Consider the following 26,096-nt stretch of genomic DNA (forward strand, 5'->3'; position numbering starts at 1 on the left):
TGTGTAGCGCCCGACGGGCGCGCGCCGCCCCGGGAGTGCCCGGGCAGGACGATGCGCGGGGGCGATTTGGACGCCCGTGATGCCGCGCGGCGCAGCCGGGGAGGGATATAGAACTTTTCGAATCTGGCCGCTACCGGGTCGTCGTGACAGGTGCGTTTTCCTGTCGGGCACGGTGCGGAGCGGGCACGAGGGCGGTGAGCGGGTGCGTGCGCCGTCCCGTTCCGCGCATGGGGTCAGGCAACCTCTGCGTCGGGTGCATCGTCGGTCGCGAACACTGAGGGCGGGCCCGGACCGGCGGGGTGACCGGCCGCCACGGGTTTCGGCGCAGATCGGACCGAAGTATCAGGCCGATGGGCCGTCGCGTCACCCCTGGCCCGGCGCCCCCAGGCCGGACAGCGACTTGGGCCGATTGGGCTGGGCCGCGAGCCGGCGCAGGGAAGCGACGTTCGTGGCCGCCTCCTCGGGGCTCATGTCGCGGCGCAGGACCGCCTCGGCATCGGCGAAGCGGCCTTTGAGGCCCAGGACCATGGCGAGATTCGCCCGCACCCGCGCGTCGGCGCCGGGCTGGTCGGCGGCCTGCCGGAGAGTCTGCTCCGCGAGATCGAGATTGCGCGACAGCGCGTAGGACAGGCCGAGATTGGACAGGAGCGAGGGCTCGTTCGGCCGGATCTTGAGGGCGGCCTCGTAGAAGCTCTGCGCACGCTCCTGCTCGCCGAGCTGGGCGGAGGCCGAGCCCTGTGCCGACAGGATGCGCCAGTCGGGATTGGCGGGCGTATGCGCGTTGGCGAGCACGTCGATCGCCTCGCGGAATCGACCCGCCTCGACCAGCGACTTGCCGTAGGCGCCGAGGAGAACCCGGTCGCGCGGGTTGCGCAGGGCCGCCTGCTGCAGCACCGCCGAGGCCTGGCTGATCTGATCGGTGGCCCGCAGGGCGCGGGCATAGGCGATCGCCGTGCGGCCGTCGGTGGGATCGGCGTTGAACCGCTCGGCCAGCCGGTCGATATCCTGTCGCGCGGGCACCGCGGCGGCGGCCGGTGTGCCCCCGAGCGAGCCGATCGAGCCGGTCGTTTCCGGAGAGCGGGTGTTGCAGCCGGCAAGCCCCAGCGCGACGACGGCCGCCACCAGAGCGGCGCGGCCTCCGCCATTGGCCTGGGATCGTGTGACCCGGATCAGGGCCGTCATCATGGTACGCTCCGCCGGCATCTGGCCTGGACGCGATGGCACGCGCTTCACGCTCCCGGCCGGCCGGTGATAGAGCGTTAACCCTAACCACCGGTTAAGCCGCCCATCCGGACGGCATGCGAGAGGCACATGACCCAGGCCGAGATTCCGGCGACGACCCTCGGGCTCCTGCCCGGCGACACGCAGGCCGTGCCGGTGAGCCTGGTCACGACCGGGAGCTGGGCAAAGGTCGAAGCCGGCCTGGAACCGGCCCAGCGGAGCTTCGCGTGGGCCATCGGCTTCAAGCCCAAGGCGGGCGGCCTCGCACTGCTGCCCGGCCCCGACGGCAGCCTTGCGCGGGTTCTGTTCGGCCTCGGCGATCCGGAGGCGGCGACCCACGACCGGCTGCTCGTCGGCAAGCTGCCGGGGCTACTGCCGGAGGGCGTGTTCCGGCTGGACGACGCGCCCGAGCCCGCCGAGGCGGCGCTCGCCTGGCTGATGGGGAGCTACCGCTTCGGCCGCTACCGCTCCGGCGGCGGGAGCCAGGCCCGGCTCGTGGCGCCGGCCGGCATCGACGCGGCCGAGGTGGAGCGGATCGCCGCCGCGGTGGCGATGGGCCGCGATCTCGTCAACACGCCGGCCAACGATCTCGGCCCCGCCGAGATCGAGGCGGCGGCCCGGACGCTCGGCGCGCGCCACGGCGCCTCCGTCACCGTCACGCAGGGCGAGGCGCTCGCCACGGAGTATCCCCTGATCCACGCGGTGGGCGCCGCCTCGCCCCGGGCGCCACGGCTCATCGACCTGACCTGGGGGCCGGCGGATGCGCCGCGCGTGACCCTGGTCGGCAAGGGGGTGGCCTTCGACACCGGCGGCCTCGACATCAAGCCGTCGGCCGCGATGCTGCTGATGAAGAAGGACATGGGCGGGGCCGCCGCAGCGCTGGCCGCCGCCGACATGGTCATGGGCGCGCGCCTGCGCCTGCGCCTGCGCCTGCTGATCCCCGCAGTGGAGAACGCCGTATCGGGCAACGCCTTCCGCCCCGGCGACGTGCTGCCGAGCCGGGCCGGGCTCAGCGTCGAGATCGGCAACACCGATGCGGAAGGCCGGCTGATCCTGGCCGACGCGCTCGCCCTTGCGGACGCGGACTCCCCCGACCTTATCCTCGACTTCTCGACCCTCACCGGCGCCGCCCGGGTGGCCCTCGGGCCGGACCTGCCGGCCTTCTTCACGGAGGACGATGCGCTGGCCGAAGCGGTGGCACAGGCCGGCCGGGCGGCGATCGATCCGGTCTGGCGCATGCCGCTGCACGCGCCCTACGCGAGCCTCCTCGACTCCAAGGTGGCCGACCTCAACAACGTATCCGGCGGGCCGTTCGCGGGGGCGATCACCGCGGCCCTGTTCCTGCGTCGCTTCGCACCCAACACCAAGGCGCACGGCCATTTCGATCTCTACGGCTGGAACCCCTCCACCAAGCCCGGGCGGCCCGAGGGCGGCGAGGTTCAGACCGCGCGGCTGACCTACACGCTGCTCAAGACGCGCTACGGGGGCTGATCCGGCCTCCGCGAGGGTCGGGACGGCGGGGAGCCCGCTCAGGCGGTGAGCGGCAAGCCGGTCTCGATCAGGCGCGCCCACAGCGAAGCCCCGTACGGCGCGGCCGCGTCGTTGAAATCGTAATGCGGGTGATGGAGCGAGGCGCTGTCGCCGTTGCCGATGAACATGTAGGCGCCGGGGCGGCGGCCGAGCATGTAGGAGAAATCCTCCGCGGTCATCATCGGCGCCACCGCGCGATCGACGTTCTCTCGCCCCACCAGGGCCTCGGCGACATCGGCCATGAAGTCGGTCTCGGCGGGATGGTTCTCGGTGACCGGATAGCTCGATCCGTACTCGACCCGGCCGCGGGCGCCGAAGCCGCCGGCGATGTCGGCCACGAGGGTCTCGATCCGTCCCTTGATCTGGCTGCGCACCGCCTGGGACAGCGTGCGCATGGTGCCGCGCATGGTCACGGTCTGCGGCAGGACGTTGAAGGCTTCGCCGGCCTCGAGCGCACAGACCGAGACCACCGCCTGCTGCACCGGGTCGAGGTTGCGCGACACGATGCTCTGCAGGGCGATGATCACGTGGCTCGACACGAGCACGCTGTCGATGGCGTTCTGCGGGAGCGCCGCGTGCCCGCCCCGCCCCTCGATGGTCACGGTGAAGCGGTCGGTGGAGGCCATGATCGGCCCCGGGCGGATCGCGAAGGTGCCGATCGCCATGCCGGGGATGTTGTGCATCCCGTAGACCGACTCGACGCCGAACCGCTCCATCAGGCCGTCCTCGACCATGGCCTCGCCGCCGCCCCCGCCCTCCTCGGCGGGCTGGAAGATCAGCACGGCCGCCCCGTCGAAGTCCCGGGTCTCAGAGAGGTACTTGGCGGCGCCGAGGAGCATGGTCGTGTGCCCGTCATGGCCGCAGGCGTGCATCTTGCCCGGCACGGTGGAGCGGTAGGGCAGGTCGCGCACCTCCTGGATCGGCAGGGCATCCATGTCGGCGCGCAGGCCGATGGCGCGGTTGGAGGCGCAGCCCTTGCCCCGGATCACGCCGACCACCCCGGTGCGGCCGATGCCGGTGACCACCTCGTCGCAGCCGAAGGACCGCAGCGTCTCGGCCACGAAGCCGGCGGTGCGGGTGACATCGTAGAGCAGCTCGGGATGGGCGTGCAGGTCGTGCCGCCACGCCGTCATCGTGTCGGCGAAGTCGCGGATCCGTTCGAGGACGGGCATCGGGTCGGGGCTTTCGTGGCCTTTGGGGCGGGCCGGACCAGCAAAGCCGGGGCCAGCGCCGCCGTCAACGGCCGCGCTTGGCGCATGCGCGGCGCCCAGGGCCCGATCCGGACGACGCGCAGAGCCCGGCCGTCCGGATCACCCACCCGAACCGGGAGCGCCGCGCACCGACCTCGCAGGGGGATTCACCGGATCGCCCCGTTCTGAGAGGGAGGCGAGCCGGGATCGTCGCGCGCCACCGAGCCTCCGCCGGCGGCCCAGTGCGCCTTCCGGTCCGCTCAGGCCGACCCCCGCGCCGGTCCCCGCCCCGCCAGCCCGCGGCTGCGCCGCCGTGGTTCGGGCGGATGGTCGTCCGCGGCGAGATCGTCGAGGATCGGGCAATCCGGCCTCTCGTCGCCGCAGCAGGCCTCCGCCAGATGCTCCAGCGTCCGCGCCATCCCCTCCATCTCGGCGATGCGGCGGCGCAGATCGGCGATCTGCTCCTGCGCGATCGCCTTCACCCCGGCGCTCGGGCGGGCGCGGTCGCGCCAGAGCGCCAGCAGATCCGCGATCGCGTCGACGCTGAAGCCGAGGTCGCGGGCGCGGCGGATGAAGCGGAGCGTGTGGAGGTCGGCGTCGCCGTAATGGCGGTAGCCGGATTCGGACCGCGCGGCCGGCGGCAGCAGGCCGGTCGCCTCGTACCAGCGGATCATCTTGGCCGAGACGCCGGTGCGGCGCGCCGCCTCGCCGATCGTCAGACTCGCCGCGCTCATGCCGCCCTCGCGTTGAGCGCGGGCGCCGCGCCGGCCGCGGGCCGTCCGCCGGCCCGGCGCAGCCGCAGGGCATTGCCGAGGACGAACACGCTGGAAAACGCCATGGCGCCCGCGGCCAGGATCGGCGACAGGGCCGGGCCGCCGAACGGCACCAGCACGCCGGCCGCCACCGGGATCAAGGCGGCGTTGTAGGCGAAGGCCCAGAACAGGTTCTGGCGGATGTTGGCCATCACCGCCCGCGACAGCGCCAGGGCCTCGACCAGGGCCTCGAGGTCGCCCGACATCAGCACCACGTCGGCGCTCTCGACCGCGATGTCGGTGCCGGTGCCGATGGCCAGCCCGACATCGGCCTCCGCCAGCGCCGGCGCGTCGTTGATGCCGTCGCCCACGAAGGCCACCGGCCCGTGCTCGGCCCGGAACCGCTGGACGGCCTCGACCTTCCCGCCGGGCAATACCCCGGCGGCCACCGCGTCGATGCCGAGGCTCCGCGCCACGCCGGCGGCGGTGACGGGGTCGTCGCCCGTGACCATCGCCACCACGAGGCCGCGCGCCTTCAGGGCCGCCACGGCCGCACGGGCCCCCGCCTTCACGGGATCGGCCACCGCCAGGATCGCGGCATGGCGGCCGTCGAGGACGAGGTGGACCGGGCTGCGGCCCTGGCTGGCTAGCGTCTCGGCGCGGGCGGCGAGATCCGGGTTCAGGGCGACGCCGAGCCGTTCCAGGTAGCGCGGGGCGCCGACAGCCACGGCCCGGCCCGCGACCCGTCCGGAGATTCCGAAGCCCGCCACCGCCTCGAAGCGGTCCGGCTCGGGCATGGCGAGGCCGCGGTCGCGGGCGGCCGCCACCACGGCGCCGGCCAGCGGGTGCTCGGAGCGGGTCTCCAGCGCGGCCGCGAGGGCCAGGGCCTCGGCCTCGGCGATGCCCGGAGCCGGCACAATCTCGGTGAGCCGGGGGCGGCCCTCGGTCAGGGTACCGGTCTTGTCGAGGGCCACGACCCGCACGTCGCGCAGGCCCTGGAGCGCGGCGCCGTCGCGGAACAGCACGCCGCGCGCCGCCGCGCGTCCGGTGCCGACCATGATGGCGGTGGGCGTCGCCAGACCCATGGCGCAGGGGCAGGCGATGATCAGCACCGCCACGGCGTTGACCAGGGCCGGCCCCAGCGAAGGGGCGGGCGCCAGGAGCAGCCACGCCAGGAAGGTCGCCGCGGCGATCCCGATCACCGCCGGCACGAACCGTCCCGTGACGCGGTCGACCAGGGCCTGGATCGGCAGCTTGCCGCTCTGGGCGCGCTCCACCAGGGCGGCGATCTGCGCGACCACGGTGGCGCCGCCCACGGCCTCGACCCGCAGGTCGAGGCTGCCGCGGCCGTTGAGGGTGCCGCCGACCACGGAATCGCCCGGCCCCTTGCGCACCGGCGCAGGCTCGCCGGTCACCATGCTCTCGTCGACATGGCTGGTCCCGGAGACCACGGCGCCGTCCGCCGCCACCCGCTCGCCCGGACGCACCCGGACGACGTCGCCGAGGCGCAGGGCGTCGAGGGGCACCTCGGTCTCGGCGCCGTCGCGGACGATCCGGGCGGTCTTCGGGGTCAGGTCCATCAGCCGGGCGATCGCCTGGCCGGTCCGCCCCTTGGCCCGGGCCTCCAGGGTCCGGCCGAGCAGGATCAGCGTGACGATCAGGACGCTCGCCTCGAAGTAGAGGTGCGCGGCCCCCGCCGGCAGGAGGTCGGGCGCCAGGGTCGAGACCAGCGAGTACAGGTAGGCGGCCCCGGCCCCGAGGGCGACCAGGGCGTTCATGTCGGGATGGCCGCGCAGCAGGCCCGGGACGCCGCGCAGGAAGAAGCGGCGTCCCGGGCCTGCGAGGACCAGGGTGGCGAGGATCGCCTGGACCAGGGCCGTCACCGGGCCGCCATGCAGCCCGGGAAGAAGGTGGCCGCCCATGTCGAGGACGACGACGGGCGCCGAGAGCACGGCGGCCGCGATCAGGTCGCGGCGCAGGGCGCGGCCCTCCTCCGCCTGACGGGCCGACGGGTCGGCCGGCTGGCCGGCCTCGACCGGGCGGGCGTCGTAGCCGGCCGCCGCCACGGCCGTCACCAGATCGTCCATCGACACGACGCCCTCGGGATGCCGGATCGCGGCCCGTCCGGCGGCGAGGTTGACGCTGGCTCCGGTCACCCCCGGCACGGCGGCCAGCGCCCGCTCGACGCGGCCCACGCAGCTTGCGCAGGACATCCCGTCCACGGCCAGGAGGCTCTGCGTCTCGGGGACGGGGTAGCCGGCCTCCGCCAGCGCCGTCGCGACCTCCTCCGGGCTCGTGCCCCCATCGAGAACGAGGCTGGCGCGCTGGGTGGCGAGGTTCACCGCCACGTTCCGAGTGCCGGGCAGCGCCGCGAGGGCGCGCTCCACGCGGCCGACGCAGGAGGCGCAGGACATGCCCGTGACGGGCAGGGTCAGGGCGACGGATTTCGACATGGCGGTGATCCGGTTCGAAGCATCCATGCCGGGTCAGATGGGGCTTCCCATCATGGGAAGGTCAAGGGCGCGCAGGCCGGATATCGGACAGATCCGGGCGATGGCGAGCCGCTTCGCCCGTTGTCGAATCGCTCGCGCCCGGCCAAGCTTCCCGCATACCGGAGCGACGAGGGCGCGGATGAGCGAACCGCTGACGATCTATGGCGACCCGGGCTCCGGGAACTGCCTCAAGGTCAAGTGGGTCGCGGCCCATCTCGGCATCCCGGCGGTCTGGCGCGACGTGGATGTCCCGGGCGGCGGGACCCGCACGCCCGAATTCCTGGCCCTGAACCCCGCCGGGCGGGTGCCGATCGTCGTCCTGCCCGACGGCGCCGTGCTGTCGGAGTCGAACGCGATCATCGTCTATCTCGCGGAAGGCTCCGCGCTGATCCCTGAAGCGGCCCTGCCCCGTGCCCGGATGCTGCAGTGGATGTTCTGGGAGCAGTACAGCCACGAGCCCTACATCGCGGTCCGCCGCTACCAGCTCCATTACCTCAGGCGGGCGCCGGAGGATCTCGACCCGAAGCTCGCCGAGCGCGGCGCCGACGCCCTGCGGCTGATGGAGCGGACGCTGGCCGGTTCCGCCTTCCTGGCGGGCGAGGCCCTGACCCTCGCCGATGTGGCGCTCGTCGCCTACACCCGCATGGCCCATGAGGGCGGCTTCGACCTCGCGGGCTACGGGGCCATCCGCGCCTGGATCGGGCGCGTCGAGGACGGCCTCGGAATTGGCCCCTATGCCGGGCCGGCCTGATCGGCCGGGGGCGGCAGCGCGGCGGTGCCGTATTCCGGCAGGCTGACCCGCACGGTGGTCCCCTCCCCCACCGCGCTCTCGATGGCGATGCGTCCGCGGTGGCGGTTGAGGCTGTGCTTGACGATGGCGAGCCCCAGGCCCGTGCCCCCGCGGGCGCGGCTCGACGCGACGTCGACCCGGTAGAAGCGCTCCGTGAGCCGCGGGATGTGCTCGGGCGGGATGCCCGGCCCGTCATCGACCACAGACAGGACGATCCGGGGCCCGAGCCGCGGATCGTCCTCGCGGGCGAGCCCGACGCTGATCCGGCCGCCGCCGTATTTGACGGCATTCTCGATCAGGTTCTCGATCACCCGGGCGAGCTCGTCGGAATCGCCGGGGACCGCGAAGGGGCCGGCGCCCTCCTCCAGGCGGATCGTGGCGCCCCGCGCCTCGGCGGGCGGGCCCTGGGCGTCGACCATCTGGCGGGCCAGCGCCGCGAGATCGACCACGGCGGTGGGGGCCACGTGCTCCCGCAGCTCGATCCGCGACAGCGACAGGAGATCGTCGATCAGCCGCGTCATGCGCAGGGCCTGGACGCGCATGATCTCCAGGAAGCGCTCCCGGGCCTGCGCGTCATCGCGGGCGGGGCCCTGCAGGGTCTCGATGAAGCCGATCAGGGTGGCCAGCGGCGTCCGCAGCTCGTGGCTCGCATTGGCGACGAAGTCGACCCGCATGGCCTCCAGACGCCGGGCCGAGGTGAGGTCGCGCAGGAACAGCAGCGCGCTGACGCCGGATCCGTCGGGCATCGGCAGGGCGCCGATCTGGACCTCGAAGGTCCGCTCCAGGGGCACCCGGGTCGACAGCGCGACGCGGCGCGGCAGGCCGGAACTCAGCACCGCCTCGACGCCGTCGAGGACCTCCGGGTCGCGGAGCGCAAAGGACAGGGGCCGGGCGTGGTGCAGGGCCGGCAGGAGGGCCCGGGCGGCGGGGTTCGCCTCCACCACCAGGGTGCGCCGGTCCACCAGGATCACCGGATCCGGCACGTGGGCCAGGAGCGCCTCGGCGACGGCGTGGCGCTGCGTGGTTGCAGCCGGACGCGGCACCGGGGCCTCGCGGCCGCGGCCGCCGAGCCAGCCGCCCAGGCAGACGGCCACGAGCCCGGTCAGGATCAGCGGGAGATCGAGCCGCCCGGCCAGCGCGGTGGCGAGCCCGAGCAGGCCCGCGGCGATCGCGGCGCCGGTCCAGGCGGGGGAGCTGCGCAGGCGACCGGACATGGCAGGCGCGGCGGATCAGCGGGTTTCGGACTCGTCGCGCCACGCCCGGCCGGACGGGCCGGCCGTACCCTCCGGAGGCCCCGGATCGCGCGCGCCGCCCGCCCGCTTGACGATCTCGTACAGGCCGAGCATCGCCAGGGCGGTCACGAACGGGACGACGTAGTAGCAGCCCCGGAACAGCAGCAGCGAGGTCAGCACCTCGTTGCGCGGCAGGCTCGACAGGGCGAGCAGGACCGTCGCCTCGAACACCCCGATGCCGCCGGGGGCGTTCGACGCGATGCCCAGCATGGCGGCGAGCACGTAGATCGCCAGGAAGGTGGTGAAGCCGAGCGTCGTCTCCTGCGGCAGCAGAACGTAGAGCACGGCCGCCGCCGCGCAGACGTCGCCGATCCCGACGATCATCTGGCCGATGGAGACGGAGGCCCCGGGCAGTTCCAGGCGCCAGTGCTTGACGGTGATGCTGCGCTTCTTGGCCGAGACCCAGGCGAGGTAGCCGAGCACGAGGGCGAGCGCCGCGAGGCCGACGCCCTGGTTGATCCGGATCGACGTGAAGGCGAGCCCGGCGAGCTGGCCCGCCTCGATGATCAGGCTCAGACCCAGCACCACGCCCATGCCGAGCCAGAAGGTGAAGCCGGCGATCACGGTCAGAGCCGCGATCTTGGCGGTGGACAGGCCCTGCCGGGCATAGATCCAGTAGCGGATCGTGCCGGCGGTGAGCAGCGGGAAACCGAGGGTGAAGCTCACCGCATAGCTCGTGAACGAGGCGAGCGCGGTGATCCGGTACGGCACCTTGATCTTGAGCTGGCGCAGGGCCAGCGCGTCGTAGCCGGTGAGGAACACGTAGCTGACGCCGACGAACAGGAAGGCGAGCCCGAGCTGCTCGGCGGTCGCGGCCGCGATGGCGCTGCGCACCTCCGCCCAGCTCACGCTCTGGACGAGCTTCCACAGGACGCCGAGGGAGACCGCGAACAGCACGATGCTGGCGCCCGTGCCGATCCAGGCATAGCGGCTGCGCCGGACCTTCCGCTTCGCGTCCGCGGCGGCATCGTGCTCAACCGGCTCGACCGGCTCGGCCGGGCTCCGGTGCTGTCCCTGAAAATTCATGCCGATCGGCGTCCGCCCTTCCGGCTGCGCGGCCCGGCCGAAGGCCGTCAGCCCGAGCCGGAAACTCCCGGACCGCGGCCCGTTGCCCCGCATGTAGGCCGAACCGGCGCCCAAGACCAGGGAAGCGGCCGCCGGGACAGGCGTTCTATCCTCAGCCGGGCATCCGCCCGAGCCGCGCCGCCGCCTCGGCGAGGCCCCGCCGGATCCGGGCCGGCACCTCCGGCGCGGTGCAGACATAGGTCGGACTCGGATGCGGCACCCGGATGACCGGCAGGTCGGGGCGGAGCACCGCGAGCGCCGGCGCCGCCTCGCCGGCGAAGCGGCCGGCCAGCACCGCCACGGCGAGGCGCGGCAGGAGGTCGAGGAGCGGGGCCAGATAGGGCGCGGCGGCCGCGACCTCCGCGCGGCGGGGTGCGCGGTTGCGTGCGCCCTCCTGGTGGATCAGCCAGGGGACGGCGTTCCAGATCAGCGTGTCGGCGCGGGCGATGCCGGCCTCGGCGAGGAAGCGGAACAGGTTCGCGGCGGTGCCGTTCGCGCTGTCGCGGGTCACGAAGCCGGTGCGCAGCACCGCCGGGCCCGGCGTCTCGAGGAGGAGCAGCATCCGGGCGTCGACGCCGCCATCCAGGGGGTCGGGCGCCGGGACCGGGGCGCCACGCTCGGCCGCAATGCGCGCGGCGAGGGCCCGGATCGGGGCGATGTGGGGGCTGCCGATCAGGACGCGGCGTGCCGCGAGGGCGTCCGGATCGGCCAGGGCCCTCGGCGCCTGCGGCTCAGCCGGCATCGAGCCCGGGGACGGACACGCCGAGCGGGCCGGACAGGCGGAAGCGCTCGAGGCCCTCCTCCCGGGCGAGGCGCGCGTCGAGGCCGGCCACGCCGCCGAACTGGAAACCGATCTGGCTGGCATAGGCCGCGCAGGCGGCGCGCTTGCGGGCTTGCGCCTCCGGATCGAGGCGCATCACCGGCTCGGGAAGCCCCGCGAACAGCGCGGCCAGCGGCGCCTTCGGCGCGGACTCCCGCACCGTGTAGGGAAAATCGCGCCACCACAGGATCGGCGACGGCACAGCGAGCCCGCTCAGCGCCCGGACCGCCTGGACGTGATCGACATGGCCGCCGATCGCCTGGGGGGCGAGGATCAGGTCGGGCCGCTCGGCGGCGATCAGATCTGCCAGGGCGGGGGCGAGGTCGCCCACGATGCCGTCGTCGGCGCGGGTCTCGGAGAAGAGCTCCGGCGGCGCGCCGTAGCCCCGGTGCGGCGCCTCCCGGAACGGCAGGTGGACGGGCGGCGCGATGCCGAGCGCGGCGGCGGCGCGGACATCCTCGTCCCGGCGCAGGGCCATGTAGTCGACCTCCGGCGCCAAGCCCTTGTCGAGCTGGCAGGCGAGGGCGAAGCCCGTCGGGTCGGCGACGCTGCCGGTGAACAGGGTCGCCATCACCACGCGCCAGCCGTCCCGCGCCAGGCCTGCCAGGAGGCCGCCGCAGGAGAAGGCCACATCATCGAGATGGGGGGACAGGGCGAGGGCGATCGGCATGGTTCAGAGCCTGTCGGCTGGGGGGATGCTCCAACCCCGAGCCTCATTCCGAGGTGCCGGAGCGCAGTGCCGGCGCGAGGGCGCCATCGCGGCTTGCGCGTCGCGGGCGCATCTCAGGACGAGGCCCCGGATGGGACGGCCCAAGTGCGAAGTCCCGTCAGAGCAGGTGTGGCTCGGCGCGGAACCGGCAGCTGGGATCGTCGGGCAGGTCCGTCGCAAAGTCGGTGGCCGGCGTCTCGGAACGCACCCGCGCGTAGACCTCCATGATCTGCCGCCCGACCGCGTGCCAGGAATAGACCCGCCGGCACTCCTCGAGGCCGGCGCTCGCGATGCGGCGGCGGAGCGCCGCGTCCGTGATGATCCGGGTGAGCGCGGCGGCCTGCGCCGGCACGTCGCCCGGATTCACCAGCAGCCCGTTCTCCCCGTCGCGCAGGCAGTCCGACACGCCGACCGCGTGGCACGAGACGGTGGCGAGCCCGGCCGCCAGCGCCTCCAGGATCGTGTTCGAGAACCCCTCCGCGTAGGTCGGCGAGACGAACACGTCGGCACGGCGGTAGAGATCGGGCACGGAGCCGTACTCGGCATAGCCCGTGAAGGCGATCTCGCGCTCGGAGAAGGCGTGCTCCGCGGCGAGCGCCTTGGCCGGGTCCACGTCGGGCCCGATTCCCGAGATCGTGGCCGCGAAGGGCGTGCCCTGCGCGCGCAGGATCGCCAGGGCCTCGATGAAATCGAGCACGCCTTTCCGGCGGTCGACCCGGCCGTGGTAGAACAGCCGCACCGGCCCGCCATGGGGCGCCGGCAGCCCGTCGGGCGTCCCCTGCGCGAAGCGCTCGGTGTCGACCGCGCCGGGCACGATCGTGAAGCGGGCGGGGTCCGAGCCCAGGCGCTCGCAGACCTCGTCCACGAAGGAGGCGCCGCCGATCAGCAGGGCGTTGGCGTGAGCCAGCACCTCGCACATGGCGACCCGGTGCGTCTCGCAGCAGGAGCCGACCCAGTGGCCGTCGCCGCCCTGGATCGAGACGACGCTCGGCACCCCGAGCTTGCGGGCGGCCAGCAGCACCGCCCAGCCGGTCGGGTAGCCATACTGCGCGTGCAGGATGTCGAAGGGGTTCTGGGCGTGCTCTTGGGCGATCGCGTCCACCATGGTGGCGATGTCGCGCTCGAAATCGCCCGACGTCTGCTCGCCGAACTGCTCCAGGCCGATCACCCGCACCCCCGGCACCGGCGGCGGCGGCCCGCCGCCGTAAACGCGGGTGCCGAAGGCGTCGCCCCGGTACTGCGAGATCATCGTCACGTCGTGGCCGGCGCCGACGAGTTCGCGCAGGAGGTTCTGCGCGTAGACGCTCATGCCCGATATGGCGGGGAAGTAGCGGCGGCTGAGGAAGAGGATTCTCATCGTGCCGCCCCTTCGCGCAGACCGGGAGAGGTGCCGCGTGGCCCCCTCTCCCGCGCCGGCGTCCCGTCTCGCCCCGGCTCGTCTCTCACTGCCATTGCCGCCGCGTCTCCTGCTCGCCGGCCAGAACCGGACCGGGGCGCCGGCAGCCGCGGAGGTAGTCGAGCGCCTGCGGGATCATCACGTCGGCCCGGTGGCTCTCGCGGGACAGCTCGACGCAGATCAGCTTGCCGAAGTTGATCGCCTCCAGCGCCTCGAGGACGCCCGGCACGTCCATGTCGCCCTCGCCGAAGGGCAGGTGGATGTGGCTGCCGCGCTTCATGTCCTCGATCGCCACGGTGCCGATCCGGTCGGCGAATTCACGCACGGCCGCCGCCGGCTCGCGCTCGCCCGTGACGAGGCAGTGGCCGGTATCGAGGGCGAGCTTCAGCCCCGGCACGTCGAGGGCCGCGTAATCGTCGAGGGTCTCGATCAGCATGCCGGGCTCCGGCTCCAGGCAGGGGACGACGCCCGCCTCCGTGGCGAAGGCCGCGACTTCGTGCAGCCCCTCGGCCAGCCAGCGCCGAGCCTCGCCGGGATCGACGCCGGGCTTCGGCACGCCGGCCCAGAACGAGACCGCCTCGGCGCTCAGCATGCCGCTGATCTCGATGGCCCGCTTGAGGAAGCCGACCCGCCGGGCGCGGCCCGCGGCATCGGCCGTCACGAGCGTCGGCTCGTGCTTGGAGGTGGGGTCGAGGAGGAAGCGGGCGCCCGTCTCGATGACGCAGGTCAGTTCCAGTTTCTCCAGCAGGCTCGCCACCCGGCCGGCCTCGGCCGCCCAGGTTTCGGAGAACGGATCGAGGTGGTGGATGTCCAGCGTCAGGGCCACGCCGTCGTAGCCCGCGGCCTTGATCAGGTGGATCGCGTCGTCGAGGCGGTGGTTGGCCGCGCCGTTGGTGTTGTAGGCGAACCGGAGCGTCATGCCGCCCTCCCCTGACGCTGGGCGAGGCGGAACGGCGCGTGGTGCGATTCCGGCTCGCGATAGAGCGGATAGTGCCGCCCGACGATCCGCTCGGCCAGGGCGACGTCGAACAGCGGCTGGCCGCCGAACCGCTCCAGGGCCTCCGGCGTCAGGCGGACCGGCCGCAGGGTCTCGCTTTCGGTGCCGAACTTGATCAGCGGGTGGTCGCGGTCGATGAGCTTCTTCGTGTTGCGCTCGCCGATCCGGTAGTAGCTCATGGTCTCGACCTCGAGCCCCGGCACGATCGCCTTGACCACGCCGACCCCGCCGCCCGGGGGCGTGCAGTCGACGTAGAGGACGTCGAACCCGGCCTCCGTGAGCCGGTCGCAGGCGATCTTGCCCCTGGCATGCCCGTCCGCGGCCGGGGTCGAGGGCAGGTCCGCGAAGCGCTTGGTGCTCCGCTCCGAATAGACGGTGTCGGCCAGCACGCCGCGCAGGTCGGCGGCGGGCATCTCGATCCATTCGAGCATCGCCTGCAGGGCGCGGCTCTCCTCGAGATCGAGGCTCGGAAGCGCCTTCTGGATGAAGGCGTCGATGTAGCCCGGCGGAGTCACCGTGGCGGCCATGTCGAGGGGGCCGTGGCCGAAGGTCTTGCGCACCCGCGCGGCCTGGAACTCGAGCAGCGCCTTGCGGAGGGCCCGCTCCCGGTCCGGATCGCAGGCCTCGCCGCAAGCCGACAGGGCGATCGGCGCCGGGGTGCGCGCCGGATCCGCGTCGTAGCCGACGACGTAGAGGTTGGTGAGGCCGAACTGGTCGGTGGCGAATTTCGGCAGCGCGTGGATCCCGAGCTCCTTGAGCCGGGCCAGCATCGCGGCGTTCTCCGGGCCGATGCCGTCGAGGTCGAGCATCACGCCCTGGTCGAGAGCCCGGAACAGCAGGCCGTTGCCGTCCCGCTGGAGCAGCTCAAGGACGCCGTGGCCCAGCGCGAAGGGCACGTCGGGCCCCGCGCCGAGACCGTTGGTGATCAGGTTGGTGAAGGGTTTGTAGCCCTCGGACAGCTCGAAATAGTCGGTGGCGGCGACGTCGAGCGGCATGAGCACGATCTCGCCCGTAGCGTGCCGGACGCTGGGCGTCCATTCGAGCACCGTGTCCCGGCCCACCGGGGAGCCGGCGGCCAGGCAGAGGGTCAGCGGGTCGGCGACGGATTTGGCGCCGTAGACGCGGGCGAGGTCGGTGTAGCTCGCCCGTTCCTTGGCCCGGGGCAGGACCGCGAGCGAGGGCATCAGGTTCTCGGCGATCTCGGCGACCGCGCCGATCAGCGCCTCGTCGTCGGTGGCGCCGTAGCCGATGCCCGACGGCATCGCGCCCACGAAGAACGGGTCGTCGAGGAACAGGGCCACGAACCAGACCGGGATGCCGGTGCGGTCGAGGGGCGCCAGCGGGAAGCCGACGATGCGCCCTTCCGGCAGGACGTCGAGATAGGCGCGCACGGGATCCGGCAGGGTCTCGGGCAGCCCCTCGATCGGCCGCTTAGCGCCGAAGCGATAGGGGCGCGGCGCCTTGATCCGCGCGTGCCGGGCGCGGTCGTCCTGGTCGTGGAAGCCGTCTGCGTTGCTCACGTCGTGTTCCCGTGTTCCTCGGACCGCCTGCTCACCTTCGTCCTGCCCATCCCCTCATCCTGAGCTGCCGGAGCGCAGCGAAGGCCTCGAAGGAGGGCTCTGGACGGCACAGCGCTTCCTGGAGCCCTCCCACGAGGCCCGCTGGCGCGGGCACCTCAGGATGAGGGTGCGGCTTGGATTGGATAGGTAGCTGTCCGGTGTCTGCTCATCCTGTCCTGCGGTCGCTACCCCTGCTCATAGGCGCGGGCGACGAGTCGCATCGTGTGGAGATCGCGTGCGGCCGAGTACGCCCCCCGCTCCTCGGGCCGGCGCAGGGCCGAGCCGAAGGCGCGCACCTGCTCGGTGAAGGGGGAGCTGTCGGCGTCGAAGGCGAGCGGTTCGACGCGCCCGCTGGCGCCGTCGATGAAGGACAGCGATCCGCCGGCCGTCTGGCCCATGGTGTTCTCGGCGATCAGCATCCCCTTCGTACCGACCACCTCCAGGCGGCGGCGGGGCAGCGCGTCGGGGCAATTGTAGGCGACGTGCAGGCTTGCCAGCGCGCCGCCCGCGGTCCGCCCGATCAGCAGGGCGCCGTCATCGACGGAATAGTCCTGGGCCCGGCTCTGGGTCAGGGCCGCGAGGTCGGCGATCGGCTCGTCGAGCAGGAAATCCACGAGGTCGAGCCCGTGCGGGGCGAGGTCCATCAAGGCGCCGCCGCCGGCCTGGGCGGCATCGATCCGCCAGTTGGGCTGGCCGGCCTCCGACCAGTCGCGCCCGAGCCAGCAGGCGTAGACGATCCGCACCGTGGTGACGGTGCCGAGCCGCCCGGCCGCGACCTGGGCGCGGATCGTCCGATGGGCCGGGTGGTGACGCTGATCGAAGGCCGTGCCGTAGAAGATTTCTTGCGATTCGACCGCGCGCGCTATGGCTTCCGCGTCCGCGAGCGTCGCCGCCATGGGCTTCTCGCAGAGCACCGCCTTGCCGGCGGCGGCCAGCGCCTCGACGGCGCCGCGGTGGAGATGGTTCGGCGTCGCCACGTAGACCGCCTCGACCCCGGACTCGGCGATGAGACCGGCGAGATCGGCATGGCCGCGGGCGCCCGCCCGCTCGGCCGCGGCGCGGCATTCCGGGTTCGGATCGCAGACCGCCACCAGCCGGTGCCCGGCGGCGCGGATGCCCGGCTCCATGTAGTCGCGGGCGACCCAGCCGTAGCCGACGATGCCCCAGCCGACCGCGTCCATCACCACCGCTCCGGCAGGTCGACGAATTCGCGCACCCGGATACGCTGCGTCTCCGGGCTATCGAGCGTGCCGTCGAAGGTCAGATGCTCCGGGCCGGGCGCGTGCAGCGGGTAGGTGGCCCGGGAGGCGTATTCCGCCTCGTAGCGCTCCGAGGGCCAGCGGATGACGTAGCCGTCCCCCTCGGGCGCATAGAGCGGGTTGAGCCGCAGCACCGTGCCGGGCTTCGGCAGGGTCAGCCCGTCGACCAGAGCGCGCGGCGCCGGGCGCATGCCGGGGCCGCATACCACCGAGAACGCCTCGCAGGTCCGCAAGGCCCCAGGCTCCTGCGGGCCCGGCGCCCGCGCCTCGACGAGCGCCCGCGTGAGCTCCGCGTCGTCGTAGACCAGGGCGTCGGGGAAATACTCGGCGATCTCCTCGGCGGTCACCGCCCGGCCGGCCGAGAAGCCCGGGCAGTCGCGGTTGTGGATGTGGCTCAGCGCCAGCCAGCCGTCGTCGCCGGCATTCTGGCGGAGGTTCTCCAGCAGGGCCGCCTTGTCGTCGAGGAAGTAGAAGGCGTCGTTGCACACGACGAGGTCGACCGGCGCGCCCGGGATGGGCCAGTGCGGCGAGCCGGCGTCGAAGCAGACGAGCTGCGCCTTCTCGTCCACCACCCAGTGGCGCGCGACCCAGAGCTTGGCGAAGACCACGTCGGCGCCGGCGACCTTGCAGCCGCGCCGCTGCAATTCCCGCAGGTAATGGCCGATGCCGCAGGCGAATTCGAAGACGCAGATGGGCTCGTTCCAGTGCGCCTCCAGAAGCGACAGGCCGGCCAGGAAGGTCGGGTCGCTCCAGCGGTGCAGGAAATAGTCGCCGACGCGGCCCCAGCCGAGACCCTGGACCGCGTCACGCAGCGTCGCCGTGCGGCGCTCCTTGATGAGGCGGATGACCCCGGCGGGATCGGCCGGGGGCCCGTTCCACCAATCGTCTTGATCGACGAGCAGCGCGGCCAGCGCCTCGTCGGGCTCGCCGGCGTCGAGATGGGCCAGAACCCGCTCGACCAGGGCCCCGCGGTTGATCCGCAGGTACGGGATGCCGTCGATCACGGGCCAGCGGGCGCCGGTCTCCGCATCGCGCAGGGCGTGCGGGCCGTCGGCCTTCAGCGGGTTGCCGGTGTCCGGCGAATGGAGTTCGAACGGGATCATGGTTCTCGGAGCCGCCCGGGCAGATGGGCGGCGGGGTCCGGCGATCAAGGGATGCGCATGTCGGCGAGGACACGATCATGGAAGCCCTTCACCGGGCCGGCATGGACCAGCTCCCACTCGTCGAGCACCATCCCCATCGTGGTCGAGGCCCCGCGCAGATGCTGGGCGATCTGGAGGACACGGTCGATGCAATCCGCCGCGTGGAAGGCGCGGCCCTCCGCGGTGGCGTCGTCGGGCAGCACCGCGCGGGCCCGCTCCACCTGACCCCGCAGGGGCTCGGCGAGCTCGGCCAGCGCCCAGGCGGTGGTGGTCGCCATGATCGGCCCGAGATGGTCGCCGAGCAGCATCTCGCCGGTGAAGCCGGCATCGGGCATCGCGGCGTTGTGGAAGTGATGCGCCATCGCGGCCAGGAACACGGTGCCGGGGTCGGCCCGGTAGAACGGGCTGAGGCAGACCCCGTAGACCGCCACGATGAGGCAGTGCTCGGCGTGGTTCTCCGGCGGCTCCAGCAGGATCCGGGCGCGGCCGGGACAGGTGACGCCCGCCCGCGGCTGCTGCGCCAGAGCGGCGACGAAGCCCGGCAGCGGTCCGGGCCTGCCGACCGGTCGCGGCGCGAGCCGCCCACGCAGGCGCTCGCGCAGAGCCGGGTCGAGCTCCCCGGTGACGGCGTCGAAGCCAGCCACCAGCACCGCCGAGGCCGCCTCCTCCGACAGCCCGGCCGCGGTTAGGAAGGCCGCGTCGAGATCGCAGAGGCGCGTCGCCGCGAGGGTGACGGCGGTGATGTCGAGGGCGACGTCATCGGGCGCGGCGCCCCCGGTGAGGAGGCCCCATCCCTGCGCGAACAGCCGCTCGGCGATCGACCCCTCGCGCCCCGCCGAGCGGACGCGCTTGAGGTCGTTCATCTCGATCAGGAGGTCGCGCAGCGCCTCGGGGGCAGCGCCGGAGGGAGGCGGCTGGTTCTCGCTTGGCATCGTCTCGCTCCGGAAGCCGCCCCTTGGTCGCGACGAGGCCTAGTGCACGCCCAGCCAGTCGCGGAGCATCTGCTCCTGCTTGCCGAAGGCGTGCTCCGGCCCATGGCCGTTCTTGACCATCGGGGCCTTGAAGAAGGTCGAGAGCTGCTCCTGCACGCCGCCGTCGCCGCGCGTGCGGGCGAGGTCGAGGACGCGGGCGATCTCGATGACCAAGGGCGCGGCCAGGATCGAATCCTTGCAGAGGAAGTTCACCTTCACCTGCATCCGCTGGCCCATGAAGCCGGTGACGTCGATGTTGTCCCAGGCTTCCTTGTCGTCGCCGCGCGGGCGGTAATAGTGGATGTGCACGAGGTGGTCCTCGACCGGGTAGCCGAGGATCGAGTCGAGCACCGTGCCCTTGGTGTTGAGCTTCGACTGGAGGGAGTTCGGATCGTTCAGGGCGAGTCCGTCGCGGTTGCCCAGGATGTTGGTCGAGAACCAGCCGTCGACGTGGAGCGCCCGCGCCTTGAAGGCCGGGGCCAGCACCGTCTTCATCATGGTCTGGCCGGTCTTGCCGTCCTTGCCGGCCACCGGGACGTTCAGCTCCTTGGCGAGGTCCAGGAGGGCCGGGACGTCGGCCGCCACGCTCGGGGTGAAGTTGGCGTAGGGGATGCCGCTCTTGATCGCCGCGTAGGCGTAGAGCATCGCGGGCGAGATCGCCTCGTCGCTCGAATCGAGCCCCTTCTCGAAGGCAGCCGTGGAGTTCAGGGCCGGGTCGTTCAGGTCCGGCCAGCGCTCGGTGGAGGCGAGGTTCACCACGACCACGTCGTCGAGGTTGCTCTCCTTCTGGAAGCGGCGGAGGTCGTTGGCGATCACCGAGACCGCCTCGCGGTGGTCCTTGGCGACGATGCGGTTCTGGCCGTCGATGTTCTTGCAGAACTTGGCGCTGCCCACCGCCGGCCAGGGGGTGATGCCCTTCAGGGCCTGTGCGCCGCTCTCGATGTCGTCCTTCGAGAGCACGCCGTGGCCGCTCGCAGCGGACGCGAGGTCGTCGCCGTTGAGATCCCAGCCGCCGAAGACGAGATCCTTGTAGTCGGCCATGCCGGCCACGGAGAGACCGGCGAGCGGCAGCCCGTCGAGGCGATTGGAGCCGGATTTGATCATTTCGATGCCGGCGATGGCAGTGGTGGCGACGGCGCCTCCCATGCCAACGAACGCGACACCGATGCGGCGACCGGACTGCATGCTCATCGGAAAATGATGTCCTTGTGCGGACGCGGGTGGCGTCTTGGGACGGAAAGTTCGACCCCCCCGGGGCCGTATCTAACTGGCTCGACGGTGCCGCGTTCCAACCCGAATGCGACAACATTGCCCCTCCGTCGTCCGAAGCGTGGCCGGCTCACGGCGTTAACGGCCCCCTAAGCGGCAGGGTTAACCCTTCGTTGACCGTGCCACGCTTGGATCACGGGGCCGTCCCATTCTGGTCACGGCCGGCGTCGATAGGGCCGCCGCTTCCGAAAAAACCCGGCCGTCAGAGCCGGGCGGACGCAAGGACCGATCTGAAGAGGACCAATGATGGGGGTTTTCCCGGAGCCGGCGCGTTGCGCCGACGACGTGAGCCGACTCGTGCCGCCGACCCTGAACGGCACGGGCCATATCGAGGATGAAGCCGTGGCATGGCTGCCGCGGGCCGGACGCGGGACAGGGCGCCGGTCACTTCGCCGCACCGGCCTCGGCCGGATTTCCGGGACGCTGGCCCTGGGGCTCGTCGCCGGGCTCGGCCTGCCGCAGGCCGCCTTCGCGCCGGCGTATTTCGCCCCGGCCGCCCAGGCCCACGACCGGATCGACACCAGCCCGCGCGCCGCTCAGGGGCTCGCACAGACGGCTTCCCAGCCCGCAGCCCCGGCCGTCGCGGCGGACGAGCCGGTCCAGAACACCTGGAACGGCCTTCCGGTTCCAGAGCAGGAGCCCGCCACCACGGCGCTGATTCAGGAAGACCTCGCGGCTCTGCCGCGGGTGACGCAGGAGCAGGGTCAGGACGCGGTCAAGTTCGGCGAGCGCAGCGTGCCGCGCAAGGTGGTCGACACGATCGTCAAGGCCTCCGACGAGGCCGGCGTCGACCCCGTCTACATGATGGCGCTGGCCGACAAGGAATCGAGCTTCGACACGGACGCGAAGGCGGCGACCTCCTCGGCGGCGGGCCTGTTCCAGTTCGTGGCCCGCACCTGGCTGGAGATGATCCGTGATTACGGCGCCCGCTACGGGCTCGCCGAGGAGGCCGCCGCCGTGAAGGGCCGGGGCGCCGCGATCACCGTCACGGGCAGCATGCGCGGCCGGGTGCTCGGCCTGCGCAACGACCCGCGCGTCGCCGCCCTGATGGCGGCCGAGCTGATCAAGCGCGACCGTGAGCGGATCGAGGCCCGGGTCGGGCGCGCGCTGACCACGACCGAGCTGTACCTCGCCCATTTCCTCGGGACTGCGAGCGCCGGGCGCTTCCTGTCGCTCTCCTCCGAGAAGCCCGACGAGGTCGCAGGGCGCGAGTTCCGCACCGCGGCGCGGGCCAATCGCAGCCTGTTCACCGCGAAGACGGGCGGCAAGCGCCGGAGCCTGACCGTCGCGGAACTGCACGGACGGATCGACGACATGATCGACCGGCGGCTGACCCGCTACCAGGGCGTCGCGGCGGTCGCCGAGGCGCTCGACAAGGGCCAGTCCCAGAACGAGATCGTCAGCGCCGAGGAAACGGCGCCGGTGGCCGGCAACCGCCGCGTCGAGGTGACGGAGGCGTTGCCGCCGGACGGCGTGTGAGGATCGCGCAGGGGAAGCGGATCCTGTTGAGGCGCTCGATCGTCTCAATCGGGGCGCGGGGGGCTTCCAACGCGCCTCCCGCTCCCTTCAGGTCAGGGGACCCGCACCCGAATCCGGGGCTCCGGCGCCGGAGCCACCGGATGATTTCCGCCAATCCGGGTGGGCGGGCGCGGCGCCTCGGGATGACGTCCAGCCAAGCCGATCCGCCTCAATGGCCCCCGGCCGGCGCCCCGCCGCCGAGCTTGACGCTCTTCAGGCTCAGCGCCAGCGGGACCGCGCAGGCGGCGACGAGGCCGAGCACCCAGAACACGTCGATATAGGCCCAGTACGCCACCTGGGTGCTGAGCACGCTCCCGATCCACGCGGTCGCCTGGCTCTGGGCCTCGACGCCGGCATAGCCGTGCTCGGAGAAGTACTGCGTCGCCTGCCGCATGGTCTCCTGATAGGCCGGCGCGGTCGGGTTGACGCTCTCCACCAGGCGGCTCTGATGGAACTGGCTCCGGTAGGCCAGGATGTTCTGGGCCAGCGAGACGCCCATCGAGCCGCCGACATTGCGGGCGACGTTGATCAGCGCCGAGGCCTGATCGGTCTGGTCCTTGCGGATCCCCTCGTACGAGGCCGAGGTGATCGACAGGAACACCATCGGCAGGCCGATCCCGATATAGACCCGCGACCACGCGAAGAACGAGAACGTCGTGGAGCCGTCGAGCCGCGTCAGGTCGACCATGCCCAAAGCCACGATGGTCATGCCGGCGGCGATCAGCCATTTCGGCTGCACGTAGGCGGAGACGCGGCCGGTGAGGAACATCATCACCACCGTGACGATGCCCCCCGGACCGAGCACGAGCCCCGACAGCGTGGCGGTGTAGCCGTAATATTCCTGCGTGATCTGCGGGATGAACTGCGTGGTGGCGATCAGGATCGCCCCGGTGAACATCATCACCAGGAAGCAGGAGCCGAACTGGCGGTTGCCGATGAGGCGGAGATCGACGGCCGGGTTCTTCTTGGTCAGGAGCCAGGGGATCATGGCCACGAACGACACGACCATCAGCACGCCGGAGACGTTCATCAGCGTCGAGGTCCCGAACCAGTCCTTCCGCTGGCCCTCGTCGAGGATCACCTCCAGCGAGCCGAGGAACAGGGCGACCAGCACGAAGCCGACGATGTCGAAGCGGATCCCCTTCCGGACCAGCGCACGGCGCTCCTTCTTGGCCGCCGCGCTGTCCTCGATGAGCCAGTACATCAGCCCGAGGGCGATGACCCCCACAGGCCCGTTGATCAGGAAGCACCAGTGCCAGGAGGCGTTGTCGGAGAGCCAGCCGCCGAGGGTCGGGCCGATCACCGGGGCCACCACGATGGCGACGCCGTAGAGCGCGAAGGCCTGGCCGCGCTTCTCGGGCGGGAAGGAATCCGCCAGGATCGACTGGGCGAGCGGCGCCATGCCGCCGCCGCCGAGCCCCTGCAGCACCCGGAACAGCAGAAGGGATTCCAGGCTCCAGGCGAAGCCGCACAGGATCGACGAGACGGTGAACAGGGCCACCGACCACATGAAGAACGCCTTGCGGCCGTAGCGCTTGGCCAGGAAGCTCGACGCCGTGAGCGTGATCGCGTTGGCCACGAGGTAACTCGTCACCACCCAGGCGGCCTCGTCGGGGCCGACCGCGAGGCCGCCCGAGATGTAGCGCAGCGCCACGTTGGCGATGGTGGTGTCGAGCACCTCCATGAAGGTCGCCAGCGCCACCACGCCGGCGATCAGCCACGGATTGTGGCCACCCGGCGCCTTCGCGGATGCCGTGCCGCCTCGCGCCTTGCCTCCTTGTGTCTTGCTTCCCTGCGCCTTGCCCGTGTTCGGCTTGCGTCCGGACGCGGCCGCACCGGTCCCGCCGGCCATGGCGCTCACCGCACCGTGACGGTCGGGACGATCGACATACCCGGGCCGATCGACACGTCCGTCGGCCAGTTCTTGACCACGATCTTGACCGGGATGCGCTGGGTCACCTTCACGTAATTGCCGGTGGCATTCTGTGCCGGCAGCAGGCTGAAGGCCGTACCCGAGCCCGGCTGCACCGAAGCCACCGTCCCCTGGATCTTGCGGCCCGGATAGGCGTCGATCTCGATGTCGACCGGCTGGTCCGGCCGCATGTCGGTGATCTGGGTCTCCTTGAAGTTCGCCGTGACCCAGATGTCGTCGGGCACGAACATCGCCAGGCTCTGGCCGGCCTGGGCGAGCTGGCCGATGCCGCCGGTCAGCCGCACGACGCGGCCGGCCTGCACGGAGCGGACCGTCGTGTAGCCGAGGTTCAGTTCGGCCTGCTCCACCTGTGCCCGGTCGCGGGCGAGCTGCGCCTGGGTCGAGGCCTTCTGCGCCTGGAGGGCGCCGATCTGCTTCTGGGCCGCCACCACGCTCGCCTGGGCGCTCTGCAGGGAGGCCTGCCGCTGCTGCAGCGTCGAGGTCGCCGATTGCGATTGCTGGATCGAGCCGGAGCCGCGCTCGGCGAGGTCCTTGTAGCGGGCCGCATCCTCCTGGGCGAACTTCAGCGCCGCCTCGGCGGTGGCGACCTGCGCCTTGGACACGTCGATGTTGGCGTATTGCGCCTGGATCTGCGCGTCGATGTTCTTGATGCCAGCCTCGTCGGCCTCGATCTGCGCCTTCGCCTGATCGAGGGCGATCTGATAGTCGCGCTGGAAGATCTGGAACAGGATCTGGCCGGCCTCGACGTGCTGGTTGTCGGTGACCGGCACATCGACGAGGTAGCCGCCGACCTTCGGCTGGATCGCAATGCTGCGCGCGTCGACGAAGGCATCGTCGGTGCTCTCGTAGGGGTGCATGTACAGCAACCAGTAGAAGAACACGCCGACGCACAGCGCGACGACCGCGAGGCCGCCGAGCAGGAACGCGAACGGGTGGCGCCGCAGGACGTTCGGGCGCCGGGCGTCGTCCTCGCCGTCGTCGGCATCTTCCGCGGCGTCGTCGGATTGGCCGTCCTGAGCCTCTGCGTCGTCGGCCGCATCCTCCGTGCCCGGCTTGCGGCCGGTCTCCTGGGCGGCGCCAACGTCCCCGGCGGGCTTGGCTCGGCCGAGATCCAGCACGTCCCGTTCGCGGGCGGCCGGACGGCCGTCGGCGGGATGCGGGCGCGCCTCACCCTCGGAGGAAGGCCGCTGATCGTCAAACATGGGAAGTCGCCGCCCGATGGCCGGTCACCGCACGGTGACCGGGCTTGTCGCATCGCCCGCCTCAGGCAGCAAAAGCCGGCCGCAGGCTCAAGGTTCCATGCGCGGAGCGGGCCACCGGAACGCAGGCGGCCCTGCGGCGTTCTGCGCCCGGAACCTTTGCCGTTCTCGGGCACCGAGCCCAGGAGTACGCCATGACGCACAGCCCATCCCCGACCCCGCAGAGCCCCGGCTCCGGCTCGCCGACTTCGCCCACCGGCATCCCGCTCGTCGGCGTCGCCCGCCTTGACGCCATGAGCGCGGCGCTGGCGCGGAACTGGTGGCTCGTGGCGCTGCGCGGCGTCATCGCGATCCTGTTCGGTGTCATCGCGTTCGTTGCGCCGGGCGCCTTCGTGCTCTCCCTGGTGCTGTTCTTCGCCGCCTACATGCTTGCCGACGGCATCATCGCCATCGTGGGCGCGGTCCGCGCGGCGCAGCGTCACGAGCGCTGGGGCTTCCTGCTGCTCGAGGGCGTCGTCGACATCGTCGTGGGCGTCGCCGCGGCGCTGGTGCCGGCCGCGGCCGTCTGGGCCTTCGTGCTGCTGCTCGCCGTATGGGCGCTGGTGACCGGCGGCCTGATGATCGCGGCGGCCTTCCGCCTACACCTGCATTACGGCCGGTGGTGGCTCGTCCTCGGCGGGGTCGTGTCGATCCTGTTCGGCCTCGCGCTGCTCATCAACCCGGGCATGTCGGCCCTGGTGCTGACGTGGTGGATCGGCTCCTACACCTTCGCCTTCGGCATCCTGCTGCTGATCCTGGCCTTCCAGCTGCGCAGCCGGCACGGGGCGGCCGCGGGGCCGGGAACGCCGCTCGGCCGGTGAGCCGGTCCCGAACCGGATCGGGCCCCGTGGCCCGATCCACACGGTCGCGGTGCGATCGACGCGCCGGCCGCCCTGCGTCCCCGCACGCGCGGGACACGGGATCGGATGCGGCCTAGAAGGCTCCCTCGACCG

At 72.3% G+C, this 26,096-nt stretch carries 21 protein-coding genes; 4 read left to right on the plus strand and 17 right to left on the minus strand.

Annotated elements, in window-relative coordinates:
* Window positions 1-363: 363 nt before the first annotated feature.
* Window positions 364-1,185 carry a hypothetical protein gene (locus P9K36_RS20760; protein ID WP_278305905.1) on the minus strand — a complete coding sequence of 274 codons (822 nt, stop codon included), beginning with the start codon at window positions 1,183-1,185 and terminating at the stop codon, window positions 364-366.
* A gap of 126 nt (window positions 1,186-1,311) precedes the next feature.
* On the opposite strand from P9K36_RS20760, the gene P9K36_RS20765 reads away from it, so the two are divergent.
* Window positions 1,312-2,712, plus strand: coding sequence for a leucyl aminopeptidase family protein (locus P9K36_RS20765; protein ID WP_278305906.1), 1,401 nt, complete (start codon window positions 1,312-1,314; stop codon window positions 2,710-2,712).
* A 38-nt stretch (window positions 2,713-2,750) separates the two neighbouring features.
* Here P9K36_RS20765 and P9K36_RS20770 read toward each other — a convergent pair whose 3' ends face one another.
* The 3 genes from P9K36_RS20770 to P9K36_RS20780 form a co-directional block, all read right to left on the minus strand.
* On the minus strand, window positions 2,751-3,923 hold the full coding sequence (locus P9K36_RS20770; RefSeq protein ID WP_043381111.1) for a M20 aminoacylase family protein: 1,173 nt from the start codon (window positions 3,921-3,923) through the stop codon (window positions 2,751-2,753).
* Window positions 3,924-4,201: 278 nt separating this feature from the next.
* Window positions 4,202-4,675, minus strand: a complete 474-nt coding sequence (gene cueR / locus P9K36_RS20775; RefSeq protein ID WP_179697082.1) for a Cu(I)-responsive transcriptional regulator — start codon at window positions 4,673-4,675, stop codon at window positions 4,202-4,204.
* The gene (locus tag P9K36_RS20780; protein ID WP_278305907.1) at window positions 4,672-7,146 is read right to left on the minus strand and encodes a heavy metal translocating P-type ATPase; all 2,475 of its coding nucleotides are present in this window, start codon (window positions 7,144-7,146) and stop codon (window positions 4,672-4,674) included. The genes cueR and P9K36_RS20780 overlap by 4 nt, the downstream gene beginning before the upstream one ends.
* Window positions 7,147-7,324: 178 nt before the next feature.
* On the opposite strand from P9K36_RS20780, the gene P9K36_RS20785 reads away from it, so the two are divergent.
* A complete protein-coding gene (locus P9K36_RS20785) occupies window positions 7,325-7,936 on the plus strand; it encodes a glutathione S-transferase family protein (RefSeq protein WP_043381116.1) in 612 nt (203 codons plus the stop codon).
* Here the strand turns inward: P9K36_RS20785 and P9K36_RS20790 are convergent.
* The 11 genes from P9K36_RS20790 to P9K36_RS20840 all read right to left on the minus strand — a co-directional run bounded on the left by P9K36_RS20790 (window position 7,918) and on the right by P9K36_RS20840 (window position 20,376).
* Entirely contained in the window at window positions 7,918-9,189 is a 1,272-nt protein-coding gene (locus tag P9K36_RS20790) for an ATP-binding protein (RefSeq protein WP_078947064.1), read from the minus strand. The two genes, P9K36_RS20785 and P9K36_RS20790, sit on opposite strands and share 19 nt — an antisense overlap.
* 15 nt (window positions 9,190-9,204) lie before the next feature.
* On the minus strand, window positions 9,205-10,293 hold the full coding sequence (locus P9K36_RS20795) for a lysylphosphatidylglycerol synthase domain-containing protein (protein ID WP_043350479.1): 1,089 nt from the start codon (window positions 10,291-10,293) through the stop codon (window positions 9,205-9,207).
* Window positions 10,294-10,444: 151 nt separating this feature from the next.
* Window positions 10,445-11,074: a uracil-DNA glycosylase gene (locus P9K36_RS20800; protein WP_278305908.1), complete on the minus strand. Its 630-nt coding sequence runs from the start codon at window positions 11,072-11,074 to the stop codon at window positions 10,445-10,447.
* On the minus strand, window positions 11,064-11,822 hold the full coding sequence (locus tag P9K36_RS20805; RefSeq protein ID WP_278305909.1) for a PIG-L family deacetylase: 759 nt from the start codon (window positions 11,820-11,822) through the stop codon (window positions 11,064-11,066). The genes P9K36_RS20800 and P9K36_RS20805 overlap by 11 nt, the downstream gene beginning before the upstream one ends.
* Before the next feature lie 157 nt (window positions 11,823-11,979).
* Window positions 11,980-13,218, minus strand: a complete 1,239-nt coding sequence (locus P9K36_RS20810; protein ID WP_278305910.1) for a glycosyltransferase family 4 protein — start codon at window positions 13,216-13,218, stop codon at window positions 11,980-11,982.
* Window positions 13,219-13,303: 85 nt separating this feature from the next.
* The gene (locus tag P9K36_RS20815) at window positions 13,304-14,176 is read right to left on the minus strand and encodes a sugar phosphate isomerase/epimerase family protein (protein ID WP_278305911.1); all 873 of its coding nucleotides are present in this window, start codon (window positions 14,174-14,176) and stop codon (window positions 13,304-13,306) included.
* Entirely contained in the window at window positions 14,173-15,774 is a 1,602-nt protein-coding gene (locus P9K36_RS20820) for a YcaO-like family protein (RefSeq protein WP_278305912.1), read from the minus strand. Before P9K36_RS20820 ends, P9K36_RS20815 begins: the two co-directional genes overlap by 4 nt.
* Before the next feature lie 224 nt (window positions 15,775-15,998).
* Window positions 15,999-16,994 carry a Gfo/Idh/MocA family oxidoreductase gene (locus tag P9K36_RS20825; protein ID WP_278305913.1) on the minus strand — a complete coding sequence of 332 codons (996 nt, stop codon included), beginning with the start codon at window positions 16,992-16,994 and terminating at the stop codon, window positions 15,999-16,001.
* Complete coding sequence (locus tag P9K36_RS20830) at window positions 16,994-18,175, minus strand: methyltransferase domain-containing protein (protein WP_278305914.1); 1,182 nt, start codon at window positions 18,173-18,175, stop codon at window positions 16,994-16,996. The genes P9K36_RS20825 and P9K36_RS20830 overlap by 1 nt, the downstream gene beginning before the upstream one ends.
* A gap of 44 nt (window positions 18,176-18,219) precedes the next feature.
* The gene (locus tag P9K36_RS20835; protein ID WP_278305915.1) at window positions 18,220-19,146 is read right to left on the minus strand and encodes a hypothetical protein; all 927 of its coding nucleotides are present in this window, start codon (window positions 19,144-19,146) and stop codon (window positions 18,220-18,222) included.
* Between the two features lie 39 nt (window positions 19,147-19,185).
* Complete coding sequence (locus P9K36_RS20840) at window positions 19,186-20,376, minus strand: inositol-3-phosphate synthase (RefSeq protein ID WP_043381133.1); 1,191 nt, start codon at window positions 20,374-20,376, stop codon at window positions 19,186-19,188.
* A gap of 324 nt (window positions 20,377-20,700) precedes the next feature.
* Here P9K36_RS20840 and P9K36_RS20845 point away from each other — a divergent pair, with 324 nt between their 5' ends.
* Window positions 20,701-21,933: a transglycosylase SLT domain-containing protein gene (locus P9K36_RS20845; protein WP_043381265.1), complete on the plus strand. Its 1,233-nt coding sequence runs from the start codon at window positions 20,701-20,703 to the stop codon at window positions 21,931-21,933.
* 208 nt (window positions 21,934-22,141) lie between these two features.
* Here the strand turns inward: P9K36_RS20845 and P9K36_RS20850 are convergent, their stop codons facing one another.
* Complete coding sequence (locus tag P9K36_RS20850) at window positions 22,142-23,824, minus strand: DHA2 family efflux MFS transporter permease subunit (protein ID WP_210281390.1); 1,683 nt, start codon at window positions 23,822-23,824, stop codon at window positions 22,142-22,144.
* 5 nt (window positions 23,825-23,829) lie between these two features.
* A complete protein-coding gene (locus P9K36_RS20855) occupies window positions 23,830-25,107 on the minus strand; it encodes an HlyD family secretion protein (RefSeq protein ID WP_278305916.1) in 1,278 nt (425 codons plus the stop codon).
* Between the two features lie 191 nt (window positions 25,108-25,298).
* Here P9K36_RS20855 and P9K36_RS20860 point away from each other — a divergent pair, with 191 nt between their 5' ends.
* On the plus strand, window positions 25,299-25,964 hold the full coding sequence (locus P9K36_RS20860; protein ID WP_043345689.1) for an HdeD family acid-resistance protein: 666 nt from the start codon (window positions 25,299-25,301) through the stop codon (window positions 25,962-25,964).
* Window positions 25,965-26,096: the final 132 nt, after the last annotated feature.

Origin of the sequence: Methylobacterium sp. 391_Methyba4 (assembly GCF_029691625.1) — a bacterium.
GTDB lineage: Bacteria > Pseudomonadota > Alphaproteobacteria > Rhizobiales > Beijerinckiaceae > Methylobacterium > Methylobacterium fujisawaense.